Annotated in this window: 19 protein-coding genes; 12 read left to right on the top strand and 7 right to left on the bottom strand. The window is 69.9% G+C overall.

Annotated features, from left to right (window positions below; genetic code table 11):
* Nucleotides 1-236 precede the first annotated feature (236 nt).
* From ACIBL3_RS30015 to ACIBL3_RS29995, 5 genes are read left to right on the top strand one after another with little or no spacing between them, the layout of a single operon-like run.
* Nucleotides 237-3,932 (top strand): nitrate reductase subunit alpha, encoded by a 3,696-nt coding sequence (locus ACIBL3_RS30015; protein ID WP_396357044.1) that lies wholly within the window; start codon nucleotides 237-239, stop codon nucleotides 3,930-3,932.
* Nucleotides 3,932-5,599 carry a nitrate reductase subunit beta gene (gene narH / locus ACIBL3_RS30010; RefSeq protein WP_396357042.1) on the top strand — a complete coding sequence of 556 codons (1,668 nt, stop codon included), beginning with the start codon at nucleotides 3,932-3,934 and terminating at the stop codon, nucleotides 5,597-5,599. The genes ACIBL3_RS30015 and narH overlap by 1 nt, the downstream gene beginning before the upstream one ends.
* Entirely contained in the window at nucleotides 5,596-6,207 is a 612-nt protein-coding gene (narJ, locus tag ACIBL3_RS30005) for a nitrate reductase molybdenum cofactor assembly chaperone (RefSeq protein WP_396357041.1), read from the top strand. Before narH ends, narJ begins: the two co-directional genes overlap by 4 nt.
* The gene (gene narI / locus ACIBL3_RS30000; RefSeq protein WP_396357040.1) at nucleotides 6,204-6,923 is read left to right on the top strand and encodes a respiratory nitrate reductase subunit gamma; all 720 of its coding nucleotides are present in this window, start codon (nucleotides 6,204-6,206) and stop codon (nucleotides 6,921-6,923) included. Before narJ ends, narI begins: the two co-directional genes overlap by 4 nt.
* Nucleotides 6,924-6,978: 55 nt before the next feature.
* Nucleotides 6,979-7,398 (top strand): pyridoxamine 5'-phosphate oxidase family protein, encoded by a 420-nt coding sequence (locus tag ACIBL3_RS29995; protein WP_396357039.1) that lies wholly within the window; start codon nucleotides 6,979-6,981, stop codon nucleotides 7,396-7,398.
* 6 nt (nucleotides 7,399-7,404) lie between these two features.
* On the opposite strand, the gene ACIBL3_RS29990 is transcribed toward ACIBL3_RS29995, so the two are convergent.
* From ACIBL3_RS29990 to ACIBL3_RS29975, 4 genes are all read right to left on the bottom strand, one after another.
* A complete protein-coding gene (locus tag ACIBL3_RS29990; protein WP_396357038.1) occupies nucleotides 7,405-7,650 on the bottom strand; it encodes an SHOCT domain-containing protein in 246 nt (81 codons plus the stop codon).
* Entirely contained in the window at nucleotides 7,647-8,207 is a 561-nt protein-coding gene (locus ACIBL3_RS29985; protein WP_396357037.1) for a flavodoxin family protein, read from the bottom strand. Before ACIBL3_RS29985 ends, ACIBL3_RS29990 begins: the two co-directional genes overlap by 4 nt.
* Before the next feature lie 2 nt (nucleotides 8,208-8,209).
* Entirely contained in the window at nucleotides 8,210-9,190 is a 981-nt protein-coding gene (locus tag ACIBL3_RS29980; protein WP_396357036.1) for a universal stress protein, read from the bottom strand.
* 145 nt (nucleotides 9,191-9,335) lie between these two features.
* Nucleotides 9,336-9,896 (bottom strand): hypothetical protein, encoded by a 561-nt coding sequence (locus ACIBL3_RS29975; protein WP_396357035.1) that lies wholly within the window; start codon nucleotides 9,894-9,896, stop codon nucleotides 9,336-9,338.
* A gap of 164 nt (nucleotides 9,897-10,060) precedes the next feature.
* On the opposite strand from ACIBL3_RS29975, the gene ACIBL3_RS29970 reads away from it, so the two are divergent.
* Entirely contained in the window at nucleotides 10,061-11,086 is a 1,026-nt protein-coding gene (locus ACIBL3_RS29970) for an Acg family FMN-binding oxidoreductase (RefSeq protein WP_396357033.1), read from the top strand.
* Entirely contained in the window at nucleotides 11,083-11,445 is a 363-nt protein-coding gene (locus ACIBL3_RS29965; protein WP_396357032.1) for a hypothetical protein, read from the top strand. Before ACIBL3_RS29970 ends, ACIBL3_RS29965 begins: the two co-directional genes overlap by 4 nt.
* Nucleotides 11,446-11,458: 13 nt before the next feature.
* Here ACIBL3_RS29965 and ACIBL3_RS29960 read toward each other — a convergent pair whose 3' ends face one another.
* Genes ACIBL3_RS29960 through ACIBL3_RS29950 form a run of 3 tightly spaced genes read right to left on the bottom strand, consistent with a single transcriptional unit; the run spans nucleotide 11,459 to nucleotide 15,877 of the window.
* On the bottom strand, nucleotides 11,459-12,523 hold the full coding sequence (locus ACIBL3_RS29960; RefSeq protein ID WP_396357031.1) for a zinc-dependent alcohol dehydrogenase family protein: 1,065 nt from the start codon (nucleotides 12,521-12,523) through the stop codon (nucleotides 11,459-11,461).
* Nucleotides 12,524-12,548: 25 nt separating this feature from the next.
* Nucleotides 12,549-15,236: a GNAT family N-acetyltransferase gene (locus ACIBL3_RS29955; protein WP_396357030.1), complete on the bottom strand. Its 2,688-nt coding sequence runs from the start codon at nucleotides 15,234-15,236 to the stop codon at nucleotides 12,549-12,551.
* Complete coding sequence (locus ACIBL3_RS29950) at nucleotides 15,233-15,877, bottom strand: PEP/pyruvate-binding domain-containing protein (protein WP_396357029.1); 645 nt, start codon at nucleotides 15,875-15,877, stop codon at nucleotides 15,233-15,235. The genes ACIBL3_RS29955 and ACIBL3_RS29950 overlap by 4 nt, the downstream gene beginning before the upstream one ends.
* Before the next feature lie 197 nt (nucleotides 15,878-16,074).
* On the opposite strand from ACIBL3_RS29950, the gene ACIBL3_RS29945 reads away from it, so the two are divergent.
* The 5 genes from ACIBL3_RS29945 to ACIBL3_RS29925 all read left to right on the top strand — a co-directional run bounded on the left by ACIBL3_RS29945 (nucleotide 16,075) and on the right by ACIBL3_RS29925 (nucleotide 20,063).
* Complete coding sequence (locus ACIBL3_RS29945; RefSeq protein ID WP_396357028.1) at nucleotides 16,075-16,902, top strand: universal stress protein; 828 nt, start codon at nucleotides 16,075-16,077, stop codon at nucleotides 16,900-16,902.
* Nucleotides 16,903-16,939: 37 nt separating this feature from the next.
* Entirely contained in the window at nucleotides 16,940-17,530 is a 591-nt protein-coding gene (locus ACIBL3_RS29940) for an HPP family protein (protein WP_396357027.1), read from the top strand.
* 75 nt (nucleotides 17,531-17,605) lie between these two features.
* The gene (locus ACIBL3_RS29935; RefSeq protein ID WP_396357026.1) at nucleotides 17,606-18,442 is read left to right on the top strand and encodes a phosphatase PAP2 family protein; all 837 of its coding nucleotides are present in this window, start codon (nucleotides 17,606-17,608) and stop codon (nucleotides 18,440-18,442) included.
* 86 nt (nucleotides 18,443-18,528) lie between these two features.
* Complete coding sequence (locus ACIBL3_RS29930) at nucleotides 18,529-19,434, top strand: lysylphosphatidylglycerol synthase domain-containing protein (RefSeq protein WP_396357025.1); 906 nt, start codon at nucleotides 18,529-18,531, stop codon at nucleotides 19,432-19,434.
* Nucleotides 19,431-20,063: a hypothetical protein gene (locus tag ACIBL3_RS29925; RefSeq protein WP_396357024.1), complete on the top strand. Its 633-nt coding sequence runs from the start codon at nucleotides 19,431-19,433 to the stop codon at nucleotides 20,061-20,063. Before ACIBL3_RS29930 ends, ACIBL3_RS29925 begins: the two co-directional genes overlap by 4 nt.
* Nucleotides 20,064-20,065: the final 2 nt, after the last annotated feature.

Here is a 20,065-nt window from a genome sequence, read left to right as displayed (position 1 = left end):
TCCCACCACTATGCCTCCTCGAGTCCCGCCGAGTCACTCATCGGCGTCTTGATCGAGCCTAGGAACGCGAGTGACCGACGGTCAGAGGCGGAAGTCCCACCATCGAAGGCCGAAGGACGCCAGCCCGGCGGCCGTTCGGCCTGATCCGGCGGTCTTCCGCCGTGTCCCCATTGACGAAACGGTGCGCACTGCAGTTCGGTGGACAGGTCAGCCGGCTTCGATCCGAGGGGAACGGGATGGGCGCGGAACCAGGCAGGGCAGCAGCTGGTCTGGACAATGCGGCCGCGGACGCCTTGCTGCGAACCGGCCGCTTCTTCCGCCGGGCCGAGGTGTCCGACGACCTGCGGACGGTCCACAAACGCGGTGGCCGGGACGGCGACGTGTTCTACCGGGACCGGTGGAGCTACGACAAGGTCGTGCGGTCCACCCACGGGGTCAACTGCACCGGCTCGTGCTCGTGGAAGGTGTACGTCAAGGACGGCATCATCACCTGGGAGTCGCAGCAGACCGACTACCCGTCCGTCGGCGCCGACCGCCCGGAGTACGAGCCGCGCGGATGCCCACGCGGCGCGGCGTTCTCCTGGTACACCTACTCCCCCACACGCGTGCGTTACCCCTATGCGCGCGGCGTCCTGGTCGAGATGTACCGGGAAGCCAAGGAGCGACTCGGCGATCCCGTCGCCGCCTGGGCGGACATCGTCGGTGACCCGGTACGGCGGACCCGTTACCACCAGGCTCGCGGCAAAGGCGGCCTGGTGCGGATCGGCTGGGCCGAGGCGTCCGAGCTGATCGCCGCCGCCCACGTGCACACGATCAAGGCGCACGGCCCCGACCGCATCGCCGGCTTCTCCCCCATCCCCGCCATGTCGATGGTGTCGCACGCGATCGGTGCGCGGTTCATCGAGCTGATCGGCGGCTGCATGACCTCGTTCTACGACTGGTACGCCGATCTTCCGGTCGCGTCACCACAGGTGTTCGGCGACCAGACCGACGTACCGGAGTCCGGTGACTGGTGGGACGCGTCGTACCTGCTGATGTGGGGCTCGAACGTGCCGGTGACCCGGACGCCGGACGCCCACTGGATGGCCGAGGTGCGCTACCGCGGCACCAAGGTGGTCGCGGTGTCGCCGGACTACGCCGACAACACGAAGTTCGCCGACGAGTGGCTGCCCGCCCAGCCCGGCACCGACGGCGCCCTGGCGATGGCGATGGGCCACGTGATCCTGACCGAGTCCTTCGTGAAGCGGCGCGTGCCGTTCTTCGTCGACTACGTCCGGCAGTACACCGACCTGCCGTTCCTGGTCACGCTGCAGGACAAGGACGGCTCGCTGGTCCCGGGCAAGTTCCTCACCGCGGCCGACCTCGGCGACGACACCGAAGGCGCTGCCTGGAAGACGGTCCTGCTCGACGGCCGGACCGGCGGGCCGGCCGTCCCGAACGGCTCGATGGGCTTCCGATACACCGACTCCGGCGTCGGGCGCTGGAACCTCGATCTCGGTGAAGTCTCCCCGCAGCTGACCGTCCAGGACCTTGCCGGCTCGACGAACGTCGAGGTCCTGCTCCCGCGCTTCGACGAGCCGTCCGGGGCCGGTGTACTCCGTCGCGGTGTCCCCGCGACCGAGGTGGCTGGCCGGCTGGTGACGACGGTCTTCGACCTGATGCTCGCCCAGTACGGCGTACGTCGCGACGACCTGCCCGGCGATTGGCCGACCGGGTACGACGACGCCGAAACGCCGTACACACCCGCCTGGCAGGAGCAGCTCACGTCGGTGCCGGCCGCGACGGCGACCCGGATCGCCCGGGAGTTCGCGACCAACGCCGAGGAGTCCGGTGGCCGGTCGATGATCATCATGGGCGCCGGGATCTGCCAGTGGTTCCACGGCGACGCGACGTACCGGGCGATCCTGACCCTGCTGATGCTGACCGGCCGCATGGGCCGCAACGGTGGCGGCTGGGCGCACTACGTCGGCCAGGAGAAGTGCCGGCCGATCACCGGCTGGGCGACGCTGGCGATGGGCCTGGACTGGGTCCGGCCACCGCGGCAGATGATCGGGACGGCCTACTGGTACACGCACACCGACCAGTGGCGGTACGACGGCAATCAGGCCGACGCGCTCGCCTCGCCGCTGGCCGCCGGCACGCTGACCGGGATGCACACCGCCGACGTCGTCGCTCAGTCCGCGCGGCTCGGCTGGATGCCGTCGTACCCGCAGTTCGACCGCAACCCGCTGGACCTGGTCGCCGAAGCGGACGCGGCGGGCAACGACCCGGCGCAGCACGTCGTCAGCGGCCTGCGCGACGGCACGCTCAAGCTGGCCTGCGAGGATCCGGACGCGCCGGAGAACTGGCCGCGCGTGCTGACGGTGTGGCGGGCGAACCTGCTCGGCTCGTCGAGCAAGGGCAATGAGTACTTCCTGCGCCACCTGCTCGGCACCGACGCCAACCTGCGCGCCGACGAGACACCACCGGACAAGCGACCGCGCGACGTGACCTGGCGGGACCAGGCACCGGAAGGCAAACTCGATCTCCTGGTCTCGATGGACTTCCGGATGACCTCCACCACGCTGCTGTCCGACATCGTGCTGCCGGCCGCCACCTGGTACGAGAAGCACGATCTGTCGAGCACCGACATGCACCCGTTCGTGCACGCCTTCAACCCCGCCGTCGATCCGCCGTGGGAGACGAGGACCGACTTCGACGCCTTCCATACCATCGCCGGCCGGTTCAGCGAGCTGGCCGCCGAACACCTCGGCGTACGGCGTGACCTGGTCGCCACCGCGTTGCAGCACGACACTCCCGGCGAGACCGCCCAACCCGGCGGCGTCGTCCGCGACTGGCGGCACGAGGACATCGATCCCGTCCCCGGCAAAACCATGTGGGGACTCAGTGTTGTCGAGCGCGACTACGCAGCGGTGGCCGAGCAACTCGCCGCCCTCGGACCACTCGTCGACCGGCTCGGCGTGACGACGAAGGCGGTCACGGTCGTGCCCGACCGGGAGGTCGACGACCTCGCACACCGCAACGGCGTCATGTCGGCCGGCATCGCCGCGGGCAGGCCGGCGTTGGACACCGACAAGAAGTTCGCGGAGGCGATCCTCGCCCTGTCGGGGACGACCAACGGGCGACTGGCGGTGGAGGGCTTCCGGGCCCTTGAGCGGCGCACCGGAACGCCGCTGGTCGCGCTCGCCGAGGGCAGCGAGGAGAAGCGGATCGTCTTCGCCGACACGCAGGCGCGGCCGGTGCCGGTGATCACCAGCCCGGAGTGGTCGGGCAGTGAGACCGGTGGCCGCCGGTACGCGCCGTTCACGGTCAACGTCGAACACCTCAAGCCGTGGCACACCTTGACCGGCCGGATGCACTTCTTCCTCGACCACGACTGGATGGCCGAGTTCGGCGAACAGCTGCCGGTCTTCCGCCCGCCGCTCGACCTCAACCTGCTGTTCGGCGAGCCACAGCCCGGACCGGACGGGCAGCGGCAGGTGACGGTTCGCTACCTGACCCCGCACTCGAAGTGGTCGATCCATTCCGAGTACCAGGACAACCTGCTCATGTTGTCGCTGTCCCGCGGTGGACCGACGATGTGGATGAGCCCGGCCGACGCCGCCGCGATAGGTGCCAAGGACAACGACTGGGTGGAGGCGGTGAACCGCAACGGCGTGCTGGTCTGCCGGGCGATCGTCTCCCACCGGATGCCGGCCGGCACCGTGTTCGTGCACCACGCTCAGGAGCGGACCATCGACGTACCGCTGACCGAGACGACCGGCAAGCGGGGCGGTATCCACAACTCGCTGACCCGGCTGCTGGTGAAGCCGACGCACCTGATCGGCGGCTACGCGCAGCTGTCCTTCGCGTTCAACTACCTCGGCCCGACCGGGAACCAGCGCGACGAGATCACCGTGGTCCGCCGCCGGTCCCAGGAGGTGACGTACTGATGAAGGTGATGGCGCAGCTGGCGATGGTGATGAACCTCGACAAGTGCATCGGCTGTCACACCTGCTCGGTGACCTGCAAGCAGGCGTGGACGAACCGGACCGGGATGGAGTACGTCTGGTTCAACAATGTCGAGACCCGGCCCGGTCAGGGCTACCCACGGACCTACCAGGACCAGGAGAAGTGGCGGGGCGGCTGGGAGCTGAACAAGCGCGGGCGCCTGAAACTGAAAGGTGGCGGCCGCCTGCGCAAGCTGCTCACGATCTTCGCGAACCCGAAGCTGCCGTCGATCCGGGACTACTACGAGCCCTGGACCTACGACTACGAGAAGCTCACCAGCGCGCCGCTCGGCGACCAGATGCCGGTGGCCCAGCCCCGCAGCCTGATCAGCGGCGAGCCGATGAAGATCGAGTGGTCGGCGAACTGGGACGACAACCTGGCCGGCGGTCCGGAGCTCGCCGTCCAGGACCCGGTGCTGGCCAAGCTCTCCCGCGACATCAAGCTGCAGTTCGAGCAGACGTTCATGTTCTACCTGCCCCGGATCTGCGAGCACTGCCTGAACCCGTCATGCGTCGCGTCCTGTCCGTCCGGGGCGATGTACAAGCGGGCCGAGGACGGCATCGTCCTGGTCGACCAGGACGCGTGCCGCGGCTGGCGGATGTGCGTGTCGGGCTGCCCGTACAAGAAGGTGTACTTCAACCACAAGACCGGCAAGGCCGAGAAGTGCACGTTCTGCTACCCGCGCGTCGAGGTCGGCCTGCCCACCGTCTGCTCGGAGACCTGTGTCGGCCGACTGCGCTACATCGGCCTCTTCCTGTACGACGCCGACGCCGTCCTCGCGGCCGCCTCCGTGCAGGACCCCAAGGACCTGTACGCCGCCCAGCTAGACGTCCTGCTCGATCCGCACGACCCGTCGGTGATCCGCGCCGCGGAACTGGAAGGGATCAGCGCGGAGTGGATCGACGCGGCCCAGCGGTCGCCGGTCTACAAGCTGGCCAAGGAGTACCGGGTGGCGCTGCCACTGCATCCCGAGTACCGCACCATGCCGATGGTCTGGTACATCCCGCCGTTGTCGCCCGTCGTGGACGCGCTCCGCGAGACCGGTCACGACGCCGAGGAGTCCGGCAACCTGTTCGGCGCGATCGAGTCGCTGCGGATCCCGATCGAGTACCTGGCCGAGCTGTTCACCGCCGGCGACACGGCTGTGGTCGACGGTGTCCTGCGGCGGCTGGCCGCGATGCGCTCCTACCAGCGCGACCTGAACCTCGGCCGCCCGGCCCGACCGGACATCCCGGCAGGGGTCGGGATGACGGAGGCGAGCATCTCGGCGATGTACCGGCTGCTCGCGATCGCGAAGTACGACGACCGCTACGTCATCCCCACCGCCTACGAGGAGACCGGGCGGCAACTGGAGGAGATCGGCTGCTCGCTCGACTACGAGGGCGGACCCGGGATGTATCTGACCGGGTCGAAGCCGTTCGGCGAGGCATCCGGTCGGCCGGTCCCGGTGGCGGTCGAGACGTTCCATGCGTTGCGGCACCGGCAGACCGACGATCAGGTCGCGGGCGAGGAGACAGTGGCCCGGCGGGTCAACCTGCTCAACTGGGACGGGCAGGGAACACCGGCCGGTCTTTTCCCACCTCGCCGTGACGAAGCCGGTGAGTCATGAACACCCGAACCACCGCGGTAGCGCACAAGGCAACCTCGCTGTTCCTCGGATACCCCGACCAGGAGCTGTTCGAGCAACTCCCCATGATCACCAACGCGATCTCGACGCTGCCGGACAAGCTCGCGACTCCGTTGCACTCGTTCGCAGGCCATCTCGCGGCGACCACACCGGACGCCGCCCAGCGCGACTACGTGGCGACGTTCGACCTGCGCCCGCGATGCTGCCTCTACCTGACGTGGTGGACCCATGGCGACACCCGCGAGCGCGGCAAGGCCCTGGTCGGCTTCAAGGAGATCTACCGCGCCGCCGGTCTGACACCGCCTGAGGGCGAGCTGCCCGATCACCTCAGTGTCGTTCTCGAGTTCGCCGCCACCGGTGATCCCAAGGCCGGGCTGGCGCTGCTCACACAGCACCGCGCTGCTCTGGAACTCCTGAAGGACGCGCTGCATCGGCACAAGTCGCCGTACGCACAGCTCGTCGAAACGGTGCTGGCCACCCTCCCGCCGTCCGGACCGGACGTCGTGCTCGCGGCGCGCCGGATCGCAGCCGAAGGACCTCCGCAGGAACGGGTCGGGCTCGAGCCGTACCCGGCGGGAGAACCGCGATGAGCACGCTGTTGTGGGTGATCCTGCCCTACGTCACCATCGCTGTGCTCGTGGTCGGGACGATCTGGCGCTACCGCTACGACAAGTTCGGCTGGACGACTCGATCCAGCCAGCTCTACGAGAGCCGCCTGCTCCGGATCGCCAGCCCACTGTTCCACTTCGGCATCCTCGTGGTCGTGATCGGACACCTGATCGGACTGGTCATTCCGGAGTCCTGGACGTCCGCCGTCGGCCTCAGCGAGCACGGCTACCACATTCAGGCGCTGGCGCTCGGCGGCGTGGCGGGTGTCTGCACGCTGGTCGGTGTGGCCCTTCTCGTCTACCGCCGCCGCACCCAGGGCCCGGTCTTCACGGCCACCACCAAGAATGACAAGACCATGTACGTCGTCCTCGTCGCCGCAATCGTCGCCGGGCTCGCCACCACGCTCCTCGGGTCAGGCGCCGTCGGCGAGGAACACAACTACCGGGAAACGGTCTCCCCGTGGTTCCGCTCGCTCTTCGCGCTGCAGCCGGATGTCGACGCCATGCAGGAGGCGCCGTTCGCGTTCCAGCTGCACACGCTGATCGGCATGCTGCTGTTCGCGATCTGGCCGTTCACCCGCCTCGTCCACGCGTTCAGCGCGCCGGTCGGCTACCTCTTCCGGCCGTACATCGTCTACCGCAGCCGCGACGCGGCGCAGAACCGCCGGTCCCGCCGCGGCTGGGAGCGAGACGCCTGACCAGTCGGGACCTTCGGCCCTACCGAGCGACCGCCCCGACCCTCAAGCTCAGCCTGTGACCGACGTAAGTTTCGACGACGCTGTGCTGGAGGTTCTCGACCAGCACGAATGCCTGCGGTTGCTCCGCACCGTGCCGCTGGGCCGCCTCGTGTTCAGCGAGGCCGGTCTGCCTGCCGTCCGGCTGGTCAACTTCTTCATCGACGGCGACAGCCTGGTCTTCCTCACTGCCGAGGGCAACAAGCTCCGAGCCGCCGAGCGCGGCGACGTCGTGGCGTTCGAGGCCGATGACGTCGACACCGACCGTCGGCACGGCTGGACGGTCACCGCGGTCGGCCGACTGTCAGTCGTACCTGCGAATGAGCATGCCGAAGTGCATCGCCGGTTGCCCGTGCAGTCCTGGGTGGCCCGCACGGACGCGCAACTCATCCGGCTCGGTCTCGGGCGGATCACCGGTCGGCGGCTGACGGCGCACTGACCCCCGTCACAGGTCGAGCTCGTGTTCGCGCAGGCGAGCGCGGGCCTCGTCGAAGTCCTCCCGGCTGATCTCACCGGCGGCGAACCGCCGTTCCAGGAGGTCGAGCGGCGACGGAAGCCGCGTCGCGGCGCGTGGCGGCGGCCAGCGGACCGCCCGGACCGTCACTGCCACCGCGCCGCCGATCGCCGCCAGCCAGATCGTCAGTCCGAACAGGATCCAGATCAGGTTCGGATCGACGCCGTCGTGCATCATGCGGATCGCCTGCTCCCCCGCCGGATGATCCCGAGCGAGGACCGCAGCGCCTGGCCGAGCTCCATTCCCCACTGCCGGGCCCGCTCCAGCTCCCGCTCCTCGATCGGGCCGGTGGTGTCGTCGACGAAGAAGCTCGCCGGTGGCCGCAGCGGCCGGAAGCCCCGGCGGCGCAGGATCTTGTCCGCGGACCGAGCGGCCGAACCGGGCAGCCGGCGAACCTTGGTGATCCGGGTGTCGAAGGTCGCGGACAGCGTCTTCGTGGTGCAGGTCGGCAGCGCGCCGAGCCACTCCCGGATGCCTGTCTCGACCGGCATCACGACGTCGCCCTGCTTCCCGGCGTCCGACCGCGTCGACGGCCGGCTCATGCTGAACGCGTGAGTCGGTCCGCCGACGACCAGCAGCCGGACGTCCATCGGGACGCGGGTCGACGCCTGGTCGACGCGGACCAGGTCGGTGTCGATGACGGTGCTCAGGCCGTCCCGGATCGCAGCCGCGACCTTCCAGGTGTTGCCGAACATCGATTCGTACACGATGAGGGCACGTGGTGTCTCGGACATGGTCAGCTCCTTGCTTCGGTGGTGGTCGCCGTACGGTCCTGGAAGGCCTGTACAGCGGTGGGCAGGGTGAAGAACACGTGGTCGCGGCCGACCCGGTCCAGGAGCTCCCGCTCGGCGGCCGTCAGGTGGTGCGGGACGATGGCCACCGGGCACACCATCGCCGCGACGCACCGGCGGGCCACCGGATCGGAGACCGCCACCGAGTGGTCGTGCACTCCGACGACCACGAGCCCGACCTGCTCGCTCTCGCGCACCAGCGCTTCAGCGGCCGGCCGGCTGCTCAGGAACCGGGTCACCTTCACGTCGGGGAACTGACCGGTCCAGCCGGCGATCGCTTCGCCGATGGCGTGATCGGCCCGGCTGATCCAGGAGTCCTCGACATCGTCGTCGTTCCAGGCGTGGTCCGGCGGCAGGCCCGCCCGCACCACGATCAGGTCCCCCTCACGGTCGGCGGCGGTCCGGAACGCGAACTCCACCGCCTCCGCCGACAACGCCGATCCGTCGACGCCGACCGCAACCTTGCGATCGAGCACGGACGGCCGCCAGGACAGCGGTACGACGAGCACCGGGCAGCCGACCCGGGCAGCCAGGCCGAGGTTCGCGTGAGCGGCCATCAGCCGTTGCGGCCCACGCTTCGGGGTCCGCCCGACGATCAGCACCCGGGCGTGCCGGGCGATCTCCGCGAGCACCCGCGCCCGCGCCCCCTCCTTCGACACGGCCTCGAGCTGCAGGCCGTAGCCGTACCGGTGGTGGACATGTGCCACGGCCGCTCGCAGCCAGGCATCGGCGATGTCGCCGGGTGACTTCGGCTGGTCGTCCGGCCGCATCGGGGAGAAGGTGCTGTGCGCCCGATAGGACGCGGCCAGAACCAGGCCGGCATCGGTCCGAAGGGCCTCTACGCACGCATAGTCGACGACACGCATCCCTTCGGCCGTGCCATCGACCTCGACGACCACCGGTCCGCTCCGCACCCAGCTGTTCATCGCACGCCTCCTCGACTTGTTCACTTCGAGCGTCGCCCGCCGGTGCCCCTGGACGGCAGAGGCGCGATGCCTCGCCGGCCAGGCCGGACGGCAACAGCTGGAAGGACCTTGGTCCTCCCAGCTGTTCTTCACACCCGGCGTTCGGTCACCGCAGCCACGGGAAGCGGCGGACGAAGTCGAGTCGTGCCCATTGCCGGCCGAGGCCCCACCAGTTGCCAGCAGCAACCAGAGCCAGAACCACGAGGGTGATCGCGCCGAGGATGTGATCGTCCAGCACCGGGTTGTTCTCCGGCGGCAGGTTCGCCGTCCACATCAGCACGTACAGCAGGCTTCCGGACAGCGCGGCGATCCGCATCCCGATGCCCAGCGTCAACGCCAGACCGATGGCGGCCAGCCCGATCATGAACAGCGGAGTGACCCACCAGTCACCCACCAGACCCTGGTAGAAGTCCGCGAACGGGCCACTGGTTCCCTTGCCCAGGAATCCGGCGGTGGGGTCGCCACCGTCGATCCAGCCCTTGCCCTCCGGGGTCGCGTAACCGAGCCCGAACACCTTGTCCACAAAGGCCCACAGGAACGTCAGGCCGAAGGCAATCCGCAGCACGGCCAGAGCCCGGCCCGCCGCAGTCGTGATGATCGGGTACCGATCACCGTCAGGTTCCATCACAGGCGCCGGGATCCGCCGACGGTCCGGAGTGGTGGTCATGATCTCGTCCCTTCCTTGATCTGTACTTCGAGCATCAGCCGGTACGGCGGTCCGTCGTCAGAGGCCCTGGTCACCGCGCGAAGAGCCGAAGGGCCCGTCACTTCAGGACCGATGCCCGCAGCCTCGGCGGTCTCGCGCGCGCGACGCTGGGGGCGCGGAACAGTTTGTGGCCGCGAAGAACGACCAGGAGGCCCCCGATGGTGGAAGACCGGCTGTCGCCGGAACAGATCGACGTACTGCTCACGGCTGCTGTCGCGGCGCCGAGCATGCACAACACCCAGCCGTGGCGCTTCGAGGTCAGCGGCCACGTCATCGACGTGTTCCTGGACAGCTCCCGCGCCCTGCCCGCGGAAGACCCGAGCGGACGAGCCCTGCGGATCGCCGCCGGCGCCGCGACCTTCAACCTGCGGTGCGCGGCGGCGTCGATGGGCTACCACACCTGGCTCGGGCTCATGCCTTGCCCGGAGGAGGAGCCCGACCTCGTGGCCCGGATCGTCACCGAGCCGGCCGGCGTTCCCGACCAGGAGCTCAGCGTGCTGTACGCCGAGATCCCCCGCCGGCACACCAGTCGCGCCCCGGTCCAGGACGAGTCGATCACCCAGGACCTACGGATCGCGTTGATCCAGGAGGCGTTCAAGGAGAAGGCCGAACTGACCTGGCTGGGCGACGCGCAGACCGAGCGGATCCTCGACCTGGTGCGAGAGGCGGACCTGCGTGAGATCGGCGACTGGCACCGCAGCGCGGAGCGAGCCCGCTGGGTCGGTCGCCGGCAAGGCGCGGACGGGATTCCCAGCGCCGCGCTCGGTCCCCGCTCCGCGACCTATCCGGGTGTCGTCCGCGATCTCGCCACCGCACCCCTGGACCGGTCCCGGCCGAGCGCCGCCTTCGAGCAGCACCCGTCGATCGCCGTACTGTCCACGGCGGGCGACGAACCAGCCGACCACGTGGCCGCCGGTCTCGCACTCGAGCGCGTGCTCCTGGTCGCGACCCGTCGAGGGGCTACGGCGTCCTTCCTGAACCAGCCGCTCGAGCATGACGACCTGCGTCGCGCGGTTCAGCGCACGATTCAGGGCACGACCCGGAAGTCCGGCTTCGCGCACATGGTGATCCGGTTCGGCCGCGGACGCGCCGCGGCGACCACCGGGCGCCGGCCGACGCAGGACTTCATCGACAACCCGGAGGAGTCATGACCATCGCAAGTGCGTCCCTGCAGCGCGAGCTGGAGCAGTGGGAGCAGAGCCTGCGCGGAGTGGCGGACGAGGACTTCGCCGTCGATCCGCGGCCCGACCAGCTGATGGCGACCATCCAGGCGACCGTCACCGCCTATCGCAGCCACATCCTGCCGGCGCTCACCGCCTGCCGTGCGGGCGCCGCACCCGCCGACGCCGTCATCGCCGACGAGGTCGCGCGGATCGTCGACCGGCTCGAAGAGGTACGGCGAGAACTCGTTGCCGGGGGCCACCTCGTCGGACTGCAGCTGCGGGTGTACGAGGCCCTGGCCGGCCTCCGTGCGCTCACCAGAGTCGCCGTCCGCATCGGCCAGGGCTGATCCCGCGTAGTACTCAGTGGTTGTCCTGCCCCACACCTTCGGTGCTGAACAGCGCCACCTTGAGCGCACCCGTCTCACCTGCGCGCGCGAAGACGTCGTACGCGTCCTGCATCTCGTCCAGGCCGAAGCGGTGCGTGATGAGTTCCGGCACCTCCAGCCGGCCGGCCGCAAGCATGGACAGCAGGCGTGGCGTCGTCATCGTGTCGACCAGGCCGGTCGTGATGGTGACGTTCTTGATCCACAGATCCTCCAGGTGCAGCGTCGCCGGAGCGCCGTGCACGCCGATGTTGGCGACCGTCCCGCCCGGGCGAACCACCTGGGTGCACAGCTCGAAGGTCGCCGGGATGCCGACAGCCTCGATGGCCACGTCTGCGCCCAGTCCACCGGTGCGGGCGCGGACCTCGCCGGCGACGTCGTCCTGCGGGCTCAGCGCCAGATCGGCGCCGCGCTCGAGCGCGGCCTTCCGGCGGCTGTCGGCGAGGTCGACGACAACGATCCGGGCCGGGCTGAACAGCTTGCAGGTCGCGATCGCGGCCAGGCCGATCGGTCCGGCGCCGACGATGACCACGGTGTCCCCAGGTGACACCCGCCCGTTGAGTGCACCGACCTCGTAGGACGTCGGCAGGATGTCGGCGAGCAGCAATGCGCCCTCGTCGGTGACGTTGTCCGGCAACTTGTGCACCGAGCGGTCCGCGAACGGCACCCGCACCTGCTCGGCCTGCGTCCCGTCGATCAGGTGGCCGAGGATCCAGCCGCCACCGCCCAAGCACTGGCCGTAGTGGCCCTCTCGGCAGTAGACGCAGCGGCCGCAGGACGTGATGCACGAGATGAGCACCCGGTCGCCGGGGCTGAGTCCGCGCACGCCGGCGCCGATCTCCAGGATCGTCCCGACCGCCTCGTGACCGAGGATCCGGCCGGGCTGAACCGTCGGTACGTCGCCCTTCAGGATGTGCAGGTCGGTACCGCAGATGGTGACCGCGTCGACGCGGATGATCGCGTCCTCGGGGTCCTCGATGACCGGATCCGACACCTCTTCCCAACTGCGGTGCCCAGGACCGTGGTAGACCAACGCCTTCATTTCGACCTCCTACTCGATGGGTGCTTCAGCGCAGATGCCGCGCGTACCAGTCGCGGGCCGGGGCGGCCGGGGTGACGTGCAGTTTCGCGTCGACCGCGACGGCGCCGGACGGCGCGGCGGTCAACGGGTTGATGTCGAGCTCTGCCAGCTCCGGCAGCGTCTCCGAGAGCCAGGCGACCCGGTGCAAGACATCGAGTACGGCAGCTTCGTCCGCGGGTTCGGCGCCGCGATAGCCGGCCAGCAGCGGTGCGCAACGCAGTGATCGCACCATCTCGACCGCGTCCAGATCGGTGAGCGGCAGTCCTCGCCAGCGGCGGTCGGCCATCAGGTCAGTGAGCACGCCGCCGCTTCCGGCCATCACGACCGGACCGAACAACGCGTCGCGGACCATGCCGACGACCATCTCGGTCCAAGCCGGGGCCATCGCCTGCACGGCGACGTGCCGATCACCGGTCGCCGCGACGATCTCGTCGTACGCCCGTTCGACCGCACTCTCGTCGGTCAGGCCGAGGCGCACTCCCCCGACATCGGTCTTGTGGACGATCCCCTCGGCGGCGGTCTTGACGACGACCGGGTAGCCGATCAGTGCGGCGGCGTCCAGCGTCTGCTTCCGGTCGCCGGCCCGGATCGAATGGACCACAGGGATTCCGGCACACTTCAGCAACTGCTCGGCCTGCTCCGGATCCAGCCAGCCACCCGAGGGCTGGCGCTCCAGGAAGCGTCGTACGACCGTCCGGGCACCTTCCGCGTCGACGCGATCGAGCTGCGGTACGACGCCCTGCGGACGCGACCGCCAGGTGGCGTACCGCACGGCGTGCGCGAGTGCCCGCACGGCGCTCTCCGGGAACGGGAAGACCGGCAAGTGTGCGCCGTTGGCCAGCGGGATGCGCGGCCCCGCGTCCGGGGCCCCGAGGCAGGTGACCAGCACCGGGATGTCAGTGTTTTCGGCGGCGGCAGCGATCGCGGCGTACGTCTCGGAGACACTTCCGGCCCGGGTCGCGGCGTAGCAGACCAGCACCGCGTCGGCTTCACCGCTGTCGAGGATCACTTGGAGCGCGTGCCGCAAGTTCTCCGGGGAGGCGGCGGCGCCGAGGTCGACCGGGTTTCCCGCGCCGACGGCACCGGTCAGTTCCTGCTGGCTCGCGGAGCTGAGCTCGGGGATCTCGAGCCCGAGGCGCCCGGCGGCATCGGCGGCAAGCACACCCGCCCCACCGGCGTTCCCGATCACAGCGAGGCGGTTGCCCTTCGGCAGCGGGCGGCCGGCGAGTACCCGGGCTGTCTCCACGAGCTCCTCGACGGTGTCCATCCGCAGTACGCCGGACTGCGCGAAGAGCGCGTCGACCGCGGTGTCCGGCGTCGCGGCGGCAGCCGTGTGCGAGGCGCCTGCGCGCTGCCCGCCGGTCGACCGGCCACCCTTGACCACCAGGACCGGTTTCGTCCGGCCGACCAGCCGGGCGAGCCGCCCGAACTTGACCGGGTTGCCGAACGACTCCAGGTACAGCGCGATCACGTCGGTCCGCGCGTCGTTCCACCAGTGCAGCAGCAGATCGTTGCCGCTGACATCGACCTTGTTGCCGAGTGAGACGAATTCCGAGATGCCGAGGCCGATGCGGCTCGCGTGGTCCAGGACCGCGATGCCGACCGCGCCGGACTGCGCGGCGATCGCCAGCGAGCCGGGCACCGGCGTCACGTCCGCGAACGTGGCGTTGAGCGCGACGTCGGGCGCGGTGTTCACGATGCCGAGGCAGTTCGGCCCGATCAGCCGGATGCTGTGCCGGCGGGCAACTGAGAGAATCTCTTGCTGGGCCTGGTGCCCGTCGGCTCCGAGCTCGGAGAACCCGGAGGTGAGGACGACAGCGCCGGCCACGCCCTTGTGGCCACACTCGGCGAGAACATCCGGCACCTGCGGGGCGGGAACCGCGATGACGGCGAGGTCTACCGGGCCCGGCACTGCGAGGATCGACGGGTATGCCGCCACGGCGCCGATCCGGTCGGCTCGCGGGTTCACGGCGTACAACTCACCGCAGTAGCCGCCGGCCGCGATCGCGCGCAGTACCTCGTGTCCGATGCCACCAGGGGTACGACCGGCGCCGATCACTGCGACCGCGGTTGGCGAGAACAGCGGCCGCAGCGAGCGGTCCTCGGCCTGCCGTTCGCGTTCGGCCATCCGGTCCAGGGTCCGGGGCGAGTACGACGTGTCGAGAGTCAACTCGACCACGCCACTGTCGAAGCGGTGCGTCTGCTCGAAGCCCGAGTCGGCGAAGACCCGGAGCATGGCCGCGTTCTCCGCCAACGTGTCGGCGCAGAGGCGCAGGATGCCATCCTCGCGGGCGACAGCTGCCAACTGCTCGAGCAAGAGAGTGCCGATGCCCCGCCCGTGCACGGCGTCGTCCAGCAGGAACGCCATCTCGGCCTCGCCGGGACGGAGCAGTTCGTAGCTCGCGACACCGACGACGTGTCCGGCGGTCTCGGCGACCAGCGCCTGGTGGTCTGGGCTGCCGTCGGCGAGGTGATGCGAGTGCGCGTCGGCGCCGCGCCGATCGAGGGCGAAGAACCGCAGGTACACCGAACGGTCGGACAAGCGCTCGTTCATCGCCTTCAGGGCAGTCTCGTCATCGGCACGGATCGGCCGGATGCGGACCACGGATCCATCTGCGGCCAGCGCGTCCCACCCGCCTTCGGGGTGTGCTGGGTCGGTCACCGAGGTCGTCATCGCGCTCCTTCGATCCGTGCTCGGGGTCGGCTCCGATGCCGTTCAGCGGCGAGCGCCCAGGCCGCGAGCCGCCGGATCTCGGCGGTGTCGACGACATAGCCCGCGCAGTCCCCGATGGACGGAGCGAATTCCGTCACCGGCGCCGGGGCCGGCTGTGCTTGCCGCTCGATGCCGATCGACACCGCTACGTCCAGCTGGCTGACGCCGCGTTCCTTGCGGTCGAGGATGGCCGCATCGGTGAAGGGCGCTGCGAAGCATCGCTTGCAGGCCGCCAGTACGTCGTACGTCGTCCGAAGGTCGCGGAACACCTCCTGCTGCGGCGCACCGAGGCTGCGAACGGTCACCGCGGTCCCGTCACCGCCCAGCCGCGCGTACCCGGCCACAATCGCCGCTGCCACCGGGGCCGGCCACTCGGCATCCGCGAACGCCGTACGAATGGCGGCGCCGACAGCGACCAGGTCGCGCCCGGCACGCCAGCGGCGAAGCTCGCCGGCGATGTGCGGCCGCAGCCGCGCCGCCCGTACGAACTCGCGGTAAGCGGCCGTGGTCACAGCGAACCCGGCGCGTTCCTCAGCCGCCCGGCGCACCCTGGGCACGATCGGCACAGGCTGCTTCAGCCAGGTGGCACTCGCCCTGTTCATGACCACTCCTTCAACTCAGCTCTGTCCCTCCATTCGATCCCTGGGACCGCCGCGCCCACAGGGCCGAAAGTCCCGCGGCTTCCCGACTCCGGACCGTGCCATGGCCGGACGCTGACCGAAGGCCGCGGGTGAGCGGGACCTTCGACTCTGGGATGCGGAGGCCCCGGCGCGCGACCGTGAAGTGGAAGGAGGCAACGATGACCAAAGGTCGAGTGGTGGCAGGCATCGACGGTTCGCCGGCCGCGGAGATCGCTATCCGGTGGGCCGCGACCGAGGCGGCAGCCCGCGGCGCCGAGCTGCACCTGGTGCACGCGTTCGTCTGGCCGCTGTTCAACGTGCCGCTCGGTGCGAGCGAACTGGCCCCCGGCCTGCGGGCTGCCGCCGACAGGATCGTCCGCCAGGCCATCGAGTCGGCCGAGAAGTTCGAGCCCGGGATCGCCGTCGAAGGACGACGCGCCGACGGCTTTCCGGCACCTGTTCTGATCGCGGCGTCCGCCGACGCGGACCTGGTCGTGATCGGTAGCCGTGGCCTCGGCGTCACCCTGGGCGCAATGCTCGGGTCGACCGGCCTCGACCTCACCGCGAACGCCCGCTGCCCGGTCGTCGTCGTTCGCCCCGACGACACGACAGCCACCGAGCTGGACGCCCTGCCCGGCCCGGTCGTCATCGGCTACGACGGGTCGTCGCCGAGCCTGAAAGCACTCGACTTCGGCCTCGAGTACGCCCGCCGGCACAGCCTGCCGGTCCGTGTGGTCGCCGCGAGGCAACTCGCGGACGACGCCGCCGGCGACCCCGAAGCCGAACTACGGACCCGGTACGACGGCGACGACGCCGAGATCGTCCGGGTCACCGGGCATCCCGCCGAGCAGATCCTGCGGCTGTCCGCGGACGCGAGCCTGATCGTGCTCGGCGCCCGTGGCCGGGGTGGGTTCGCCGGCCTGCTGCTCGGCTCGGTCAGCCAGACCGTCCTCCAGCACGCCACCCGTCCGGTCGCCGTGATCCCGGCCGCCGCCGCCGGTGGCTGACCAACCGAGAGTTTCGAGCCGTTCACACAACGAGGTGATGACGATGTTGATCCGGGACCTGATGACCACACCGGCGGTCACCGTGACCGCCGAGACCTCGATCGGCCGGGCGCTGCGACTCCTGGACGACCGCAAGATCACCGCGATGCCGGTCGTCGACAAGAGCGGAACGCTCGCTGGAATCGTCAGCGAGGCCGACCTCGTGCAGGACGCCGCGTTGCTGAACGACCGCGTTCCCGTCGCCGCGGTCCGGACGACCGCGGACACGCCGCCGCGCCGGGTCGCCGACGTGATGAGCTATCTGGTGGCCGCAGTCGAGGCCGACGACGACCTCGAGGTCGCGATCGACCTGATGTGGTCGACGATGGTGAAGAGCCTGCCGGTGCTGCACAAGGGTCGCGTGGTCGGCATGATCAGCCGCAGCGACGTCGTCCACCTGCTGGCCGGACGCGACGACCGGATCCGCGCCGAGGTGAGCGACCTGCTCTACACCGAGGGCCCCGACTGGTACGTCGAAGTCCACGACGGCGTGGTCACCGTGACCGGCCCGTCCGACGCCCACGAACGCAAACTCGCCGACGTACTCGCCGGCACCGTCAAGGGCGTAATCGCCGTCCGCATCCGCTGACCCCCCGGCGGGGCCCCACAGCGCCTTCAATCGCGGGTGCTGGTGGTGCATCGTGGTCAGGAGGGGGTGGACTGCATGCCGACGAGGTTGGCCGGGGCGCGACGGCGGCGGGCGGTGTGGGAGGTCTCGCTGATCGGCACTGCCATCGTGTTGTACTTCGGCGTCCGGGGGCTGATGGAGACCAGGACCGACCTGGCGTTTCGCAACGCCGACCGGGTCGTGGACCTGGAACGGTCGGTCGGCGTCTTCGCCGAACCACAGCTACAGAGCGCAGTGCTCCCGCACAACTGGCTCGTCGAAGCGCTGAGTTACGTCTACATCTACGGGCACTGGCCTGTCCTCGCCCTGACCCTGCTCTGGTTGATCGTCCGCCACCGCCACGAGTACTCGCGCTTTCGCAACGCCATGCTCATCTCCGGCGCGATCGGGCTGGTCATCTTCGCCGTCTTCCCGGTCGCACCGCCGCGATTCCTCGCCTGGTACGGCTTCGTCGACACGGTCACCGAGCAGACCTCGGCCTACCGGGTGCTCCAGCCACCTGCGTTCGTCAACCAGTACGCCGCTGTACCGAGCCTGCACTTCGGCTGGAACCTGCTGATCGGCATCGCCTGGGCGACCCTGGCCGGGCACTGGCTGGTCCGCCTCTTCGGCTGGTTGATGCCACTGGCGATGCTGGCCGCGATCGTGCTGACCGCGAACCACTACCTCTTCGACGGTCTCGCCGGCGGAGCCATCGCCCTGCTCGCTCTCCTCGCGGCAACCCGGCTCGCCCGCCGGCGTCCCGCGCAAACCCCGGTACGACGACCACCGGCCGAGCCACCGCCCGTGCCACCGAGCGCAGCGGAGCGATCACCGGCCATCAGCGGAGTGTCCACTACCCGTACACCAAGATGCGGCAGACAAGAACCGTAGCTATTGTCTGACGCGTCAGGTACTCGGCGGACTGCAATCAACCCCTCACGCTCCGCTGTCTCTCGGGTGCCCGGAAGGAGCCCTCCGTGCAACTGGGATCTGGGCGCATCGCACAGACCTGGCGGATCGCACATGCCGTCATCACCCACCGTGCCACGCACGTCACCGCACTGCTGATCGCCGTCGGCCTGTCCCTGTGGAACGTCGACCGCGTACCCCACACAGCAGTGCTGCCCGCGATCGCCGGCCTGCTGCCGTTCGCGATCGGCAAGTACATCCTCTGCCCGATGCGGTGGCACGCACTGTCGGCGAGCGGCCGGACGCGACGCTGGCACATCCGCGCGTACGCGGAGAGCGAGATTCTCGGCCTGATCTCCCCATGGCACGCCGGCGCGGACCTTTGGCGCATTCACCGGCTGGAGCGGACCGGCGTACGGCGGAGCGCCGCCGTCTCCGAGGTCGCGCTCGACCGCTTCGTCGGCGCGGTCGGCCTGATCCTCGCCGTCGCGGTCTGTGGCGTCGCGATGCCCCGGGCGGTCCTCGCAGTAGCCCTCGGCGCCGCGGCCGTTGTACTCGTGGTGGCACTGATCGTGAACCGGCGGCGCCCGGGGCTGGCCGGTCGCTGGCCGTGGCCGTCGCCCAAGGTCTTCCTGGCCGGGGTGCTGCTGTCGGTCGGCTACCAGATCACGATCCTCGGCCTGCTGATCGGAGCCATCCACGCGGTCGGAGACTCGGTGTCACCGGTCCAGCTCGTCGCCGTGTTCGGCGCCAGTCAGCTGGCCGGTGCGCTGCCCGGAGTCCACGGAGCAAGCCCACGCGAGGGCGCCCTCGTCGCCGGGCTGGCCGCCATCGGAGTGTCCTGGACGGCCGCGTTCGGAGCCGTGGCGCTGACAGCGCTGCTCTACTGGATCCCCGCCCTCATCTTCGGCGGCAGCTGCCTCATCCTGCGCTGGCGCGGCTGGTTCAGCGAGCCATCCCCGGGTACGACGTGACACCCCAGCTGGCCGTCGCACACCGGGCCGGGAACGACCTGGACACCCTCCGGGCCGCGCTCGCCGGCGGCGCCGACCTGGTCGAGGCCGATATCCACGTGTTCCGGCGGCGCCTCGAAGTACGCCATCTCAAATCTCTCGGACCCTGGTGGCTCTGGGACCAGGGCATCTTCGTCCGCCGGCGCGACACCCAACTGCTCCAGTTGGAGGAACTGCTGGCGGCGGCCGACGGCGACCCGCGCCTGCTCCTGGACCTGAAGGGCATCCACCCCGGGCTCGCGAAGCGACTCGCCGCAGCACTCCCCACCGGCACCGTCACCCTCTGCACGCAGCACTGGTGGATGCTCGATGCGTTCAGCGACCTGGCGCACGTCCGACTCGTCCTGTCAGCCGGCAGCCGCCGCGGCCTGCGCCGTCTCCGCAAACGCCTACGCACCCGCCCGGCCTACGGCGCCTGCGTACACCGCCGGCTACTGACGCCTGACCTGGTCACCGAACTACGCCGCGGCGCCGAACGCGTCTTCACCTGGCCCGTCGACACCCAGGACGACCGCGACCACGCGAAGTACCTGGGCGTCGACGGCGTGATCGGAAAGGACCTCAGCCTGCTGCGAGGCGTTCCGTCGTGATC

The sequence above is a fragment of the Kribbella sp. NPDC050124 genome, assembly GCF_044460355.1.
Lineage (GTDB): Bacteria > Actinomycetota > Actinomycetes > Propionibacteriales > Kribbellaceae > Kribbella.
The sequence above is the reverse complement of the archived record's forward strand: the minus strand, read 5'-3'. Positions and strand labels throughout refer to the sequence as shown.

Bases quoted from the DNA above. Each gene is read 5' to 3' on its own strand.
- ACIBL3_RS29980 (WP_396357036.1), bottom strand. From the start codon at position 9,190: ATGAACAGCTGGGTGCGGAGCGGACCGGTGGTCGTCGAGGTCGATGGC.
- ACIBL3_RS29975 (WP_396357035.1), bottom strand. From the start codon at position 9,896: ATGACCACCACTCCGGACCGTCGGCGGATCCCGGCGCCTGTGATGGAA.
- narI (WP_396357040.1), top strand. From the start codon at position 6,204: ATGAGCACGCTGTTGTGGGTGATCCTGCCCTACGTCACCATCGCTGTG.
- ACIBL3_RS29940 (WP_396357027.1), top strand. From the start codon at position 16,940: ATGACGATGTTGATCCGGGACCTGATGACCACACCGGCGGTCACCGTG.
- ACIBL3_RS29985 (WP_396357037.1), bottom strand. From the start codon at position 8,207: ATGTCCGAGACACCACGTGCCCTCATCGTGTACGAATCGATGTTCGGC.
- ACIBL3_RS29960 (WP_396357031.1), bottom strand. From the start codon at position 12,523: ATGAAGGCGTTGGTCTACCACGGTCCTGGGCACCGCAGTTGGGAAGAG.
- ACIBL3_RS29965 (WP_396357032.1), top strand. From the start codon at position 11,083: ATGACCATCGCAAGTGCGTCCCTGCAGCGCGAGCTGGAGCAGTGGGAG.
- ACIBL3_RS29935 (WP_396357026.1), top strand. From the start codon at position 17,606: ATGCCGACGAGGTTGGCCGGGGCGCGACGGCGGCGGGCGGTGTGGGAG.
- ACIBL3_RS29950 (WP_396357029.1), bottom strand. From the start codon at position 15,877: ATGAACAGGGCGAGTGCCACCTGGCTGAAGCAGCCTGTGCCGATCGTG.
- narH (WP_396357042.1), top strand. From the start codon at position 3,932: ATGAAGGTGATGGCGCAGCTGGCGATGGTGATGAACCTCGACAAGTGC.
- ACIBL3_RS30015 (WP_396357044.1), top strand. From the start codon at position 237: ATGGGCGCGGAACCAGGCAGGGCAGCAGCTGGTCTGGACAATGCGGCC.
- ACIBL3_RS29990 (WP_396357038.1), bottom strand. From the start codon at position 7,650: ATGATGCACGACGGCGTCGATCCGAACCTGATCTGGATCCTGTTCGGA.
- ACIBL3_RS29945 (WP_396357028.1), top strand. From the start codon at position 16,075: ATGACCAAAGGTCGAGTGGTGGCAGGCATCGACGGTTCGCCGGCCGCG.
- narJ (WP_396357041.1), top strand. From the start codon at position 5,596: ATGAACACCCGAACCACCGCGGTAGCGCACAAGGCAACCTCGCTGTTC.
- ACIBL3_RS29955 (WP_396357030.1), bottom strand. From the start codon at position 15,236: ATGACGACCTCGGTGACCGACCCAGCACACCCCGAAGGCGGGTGGGAC.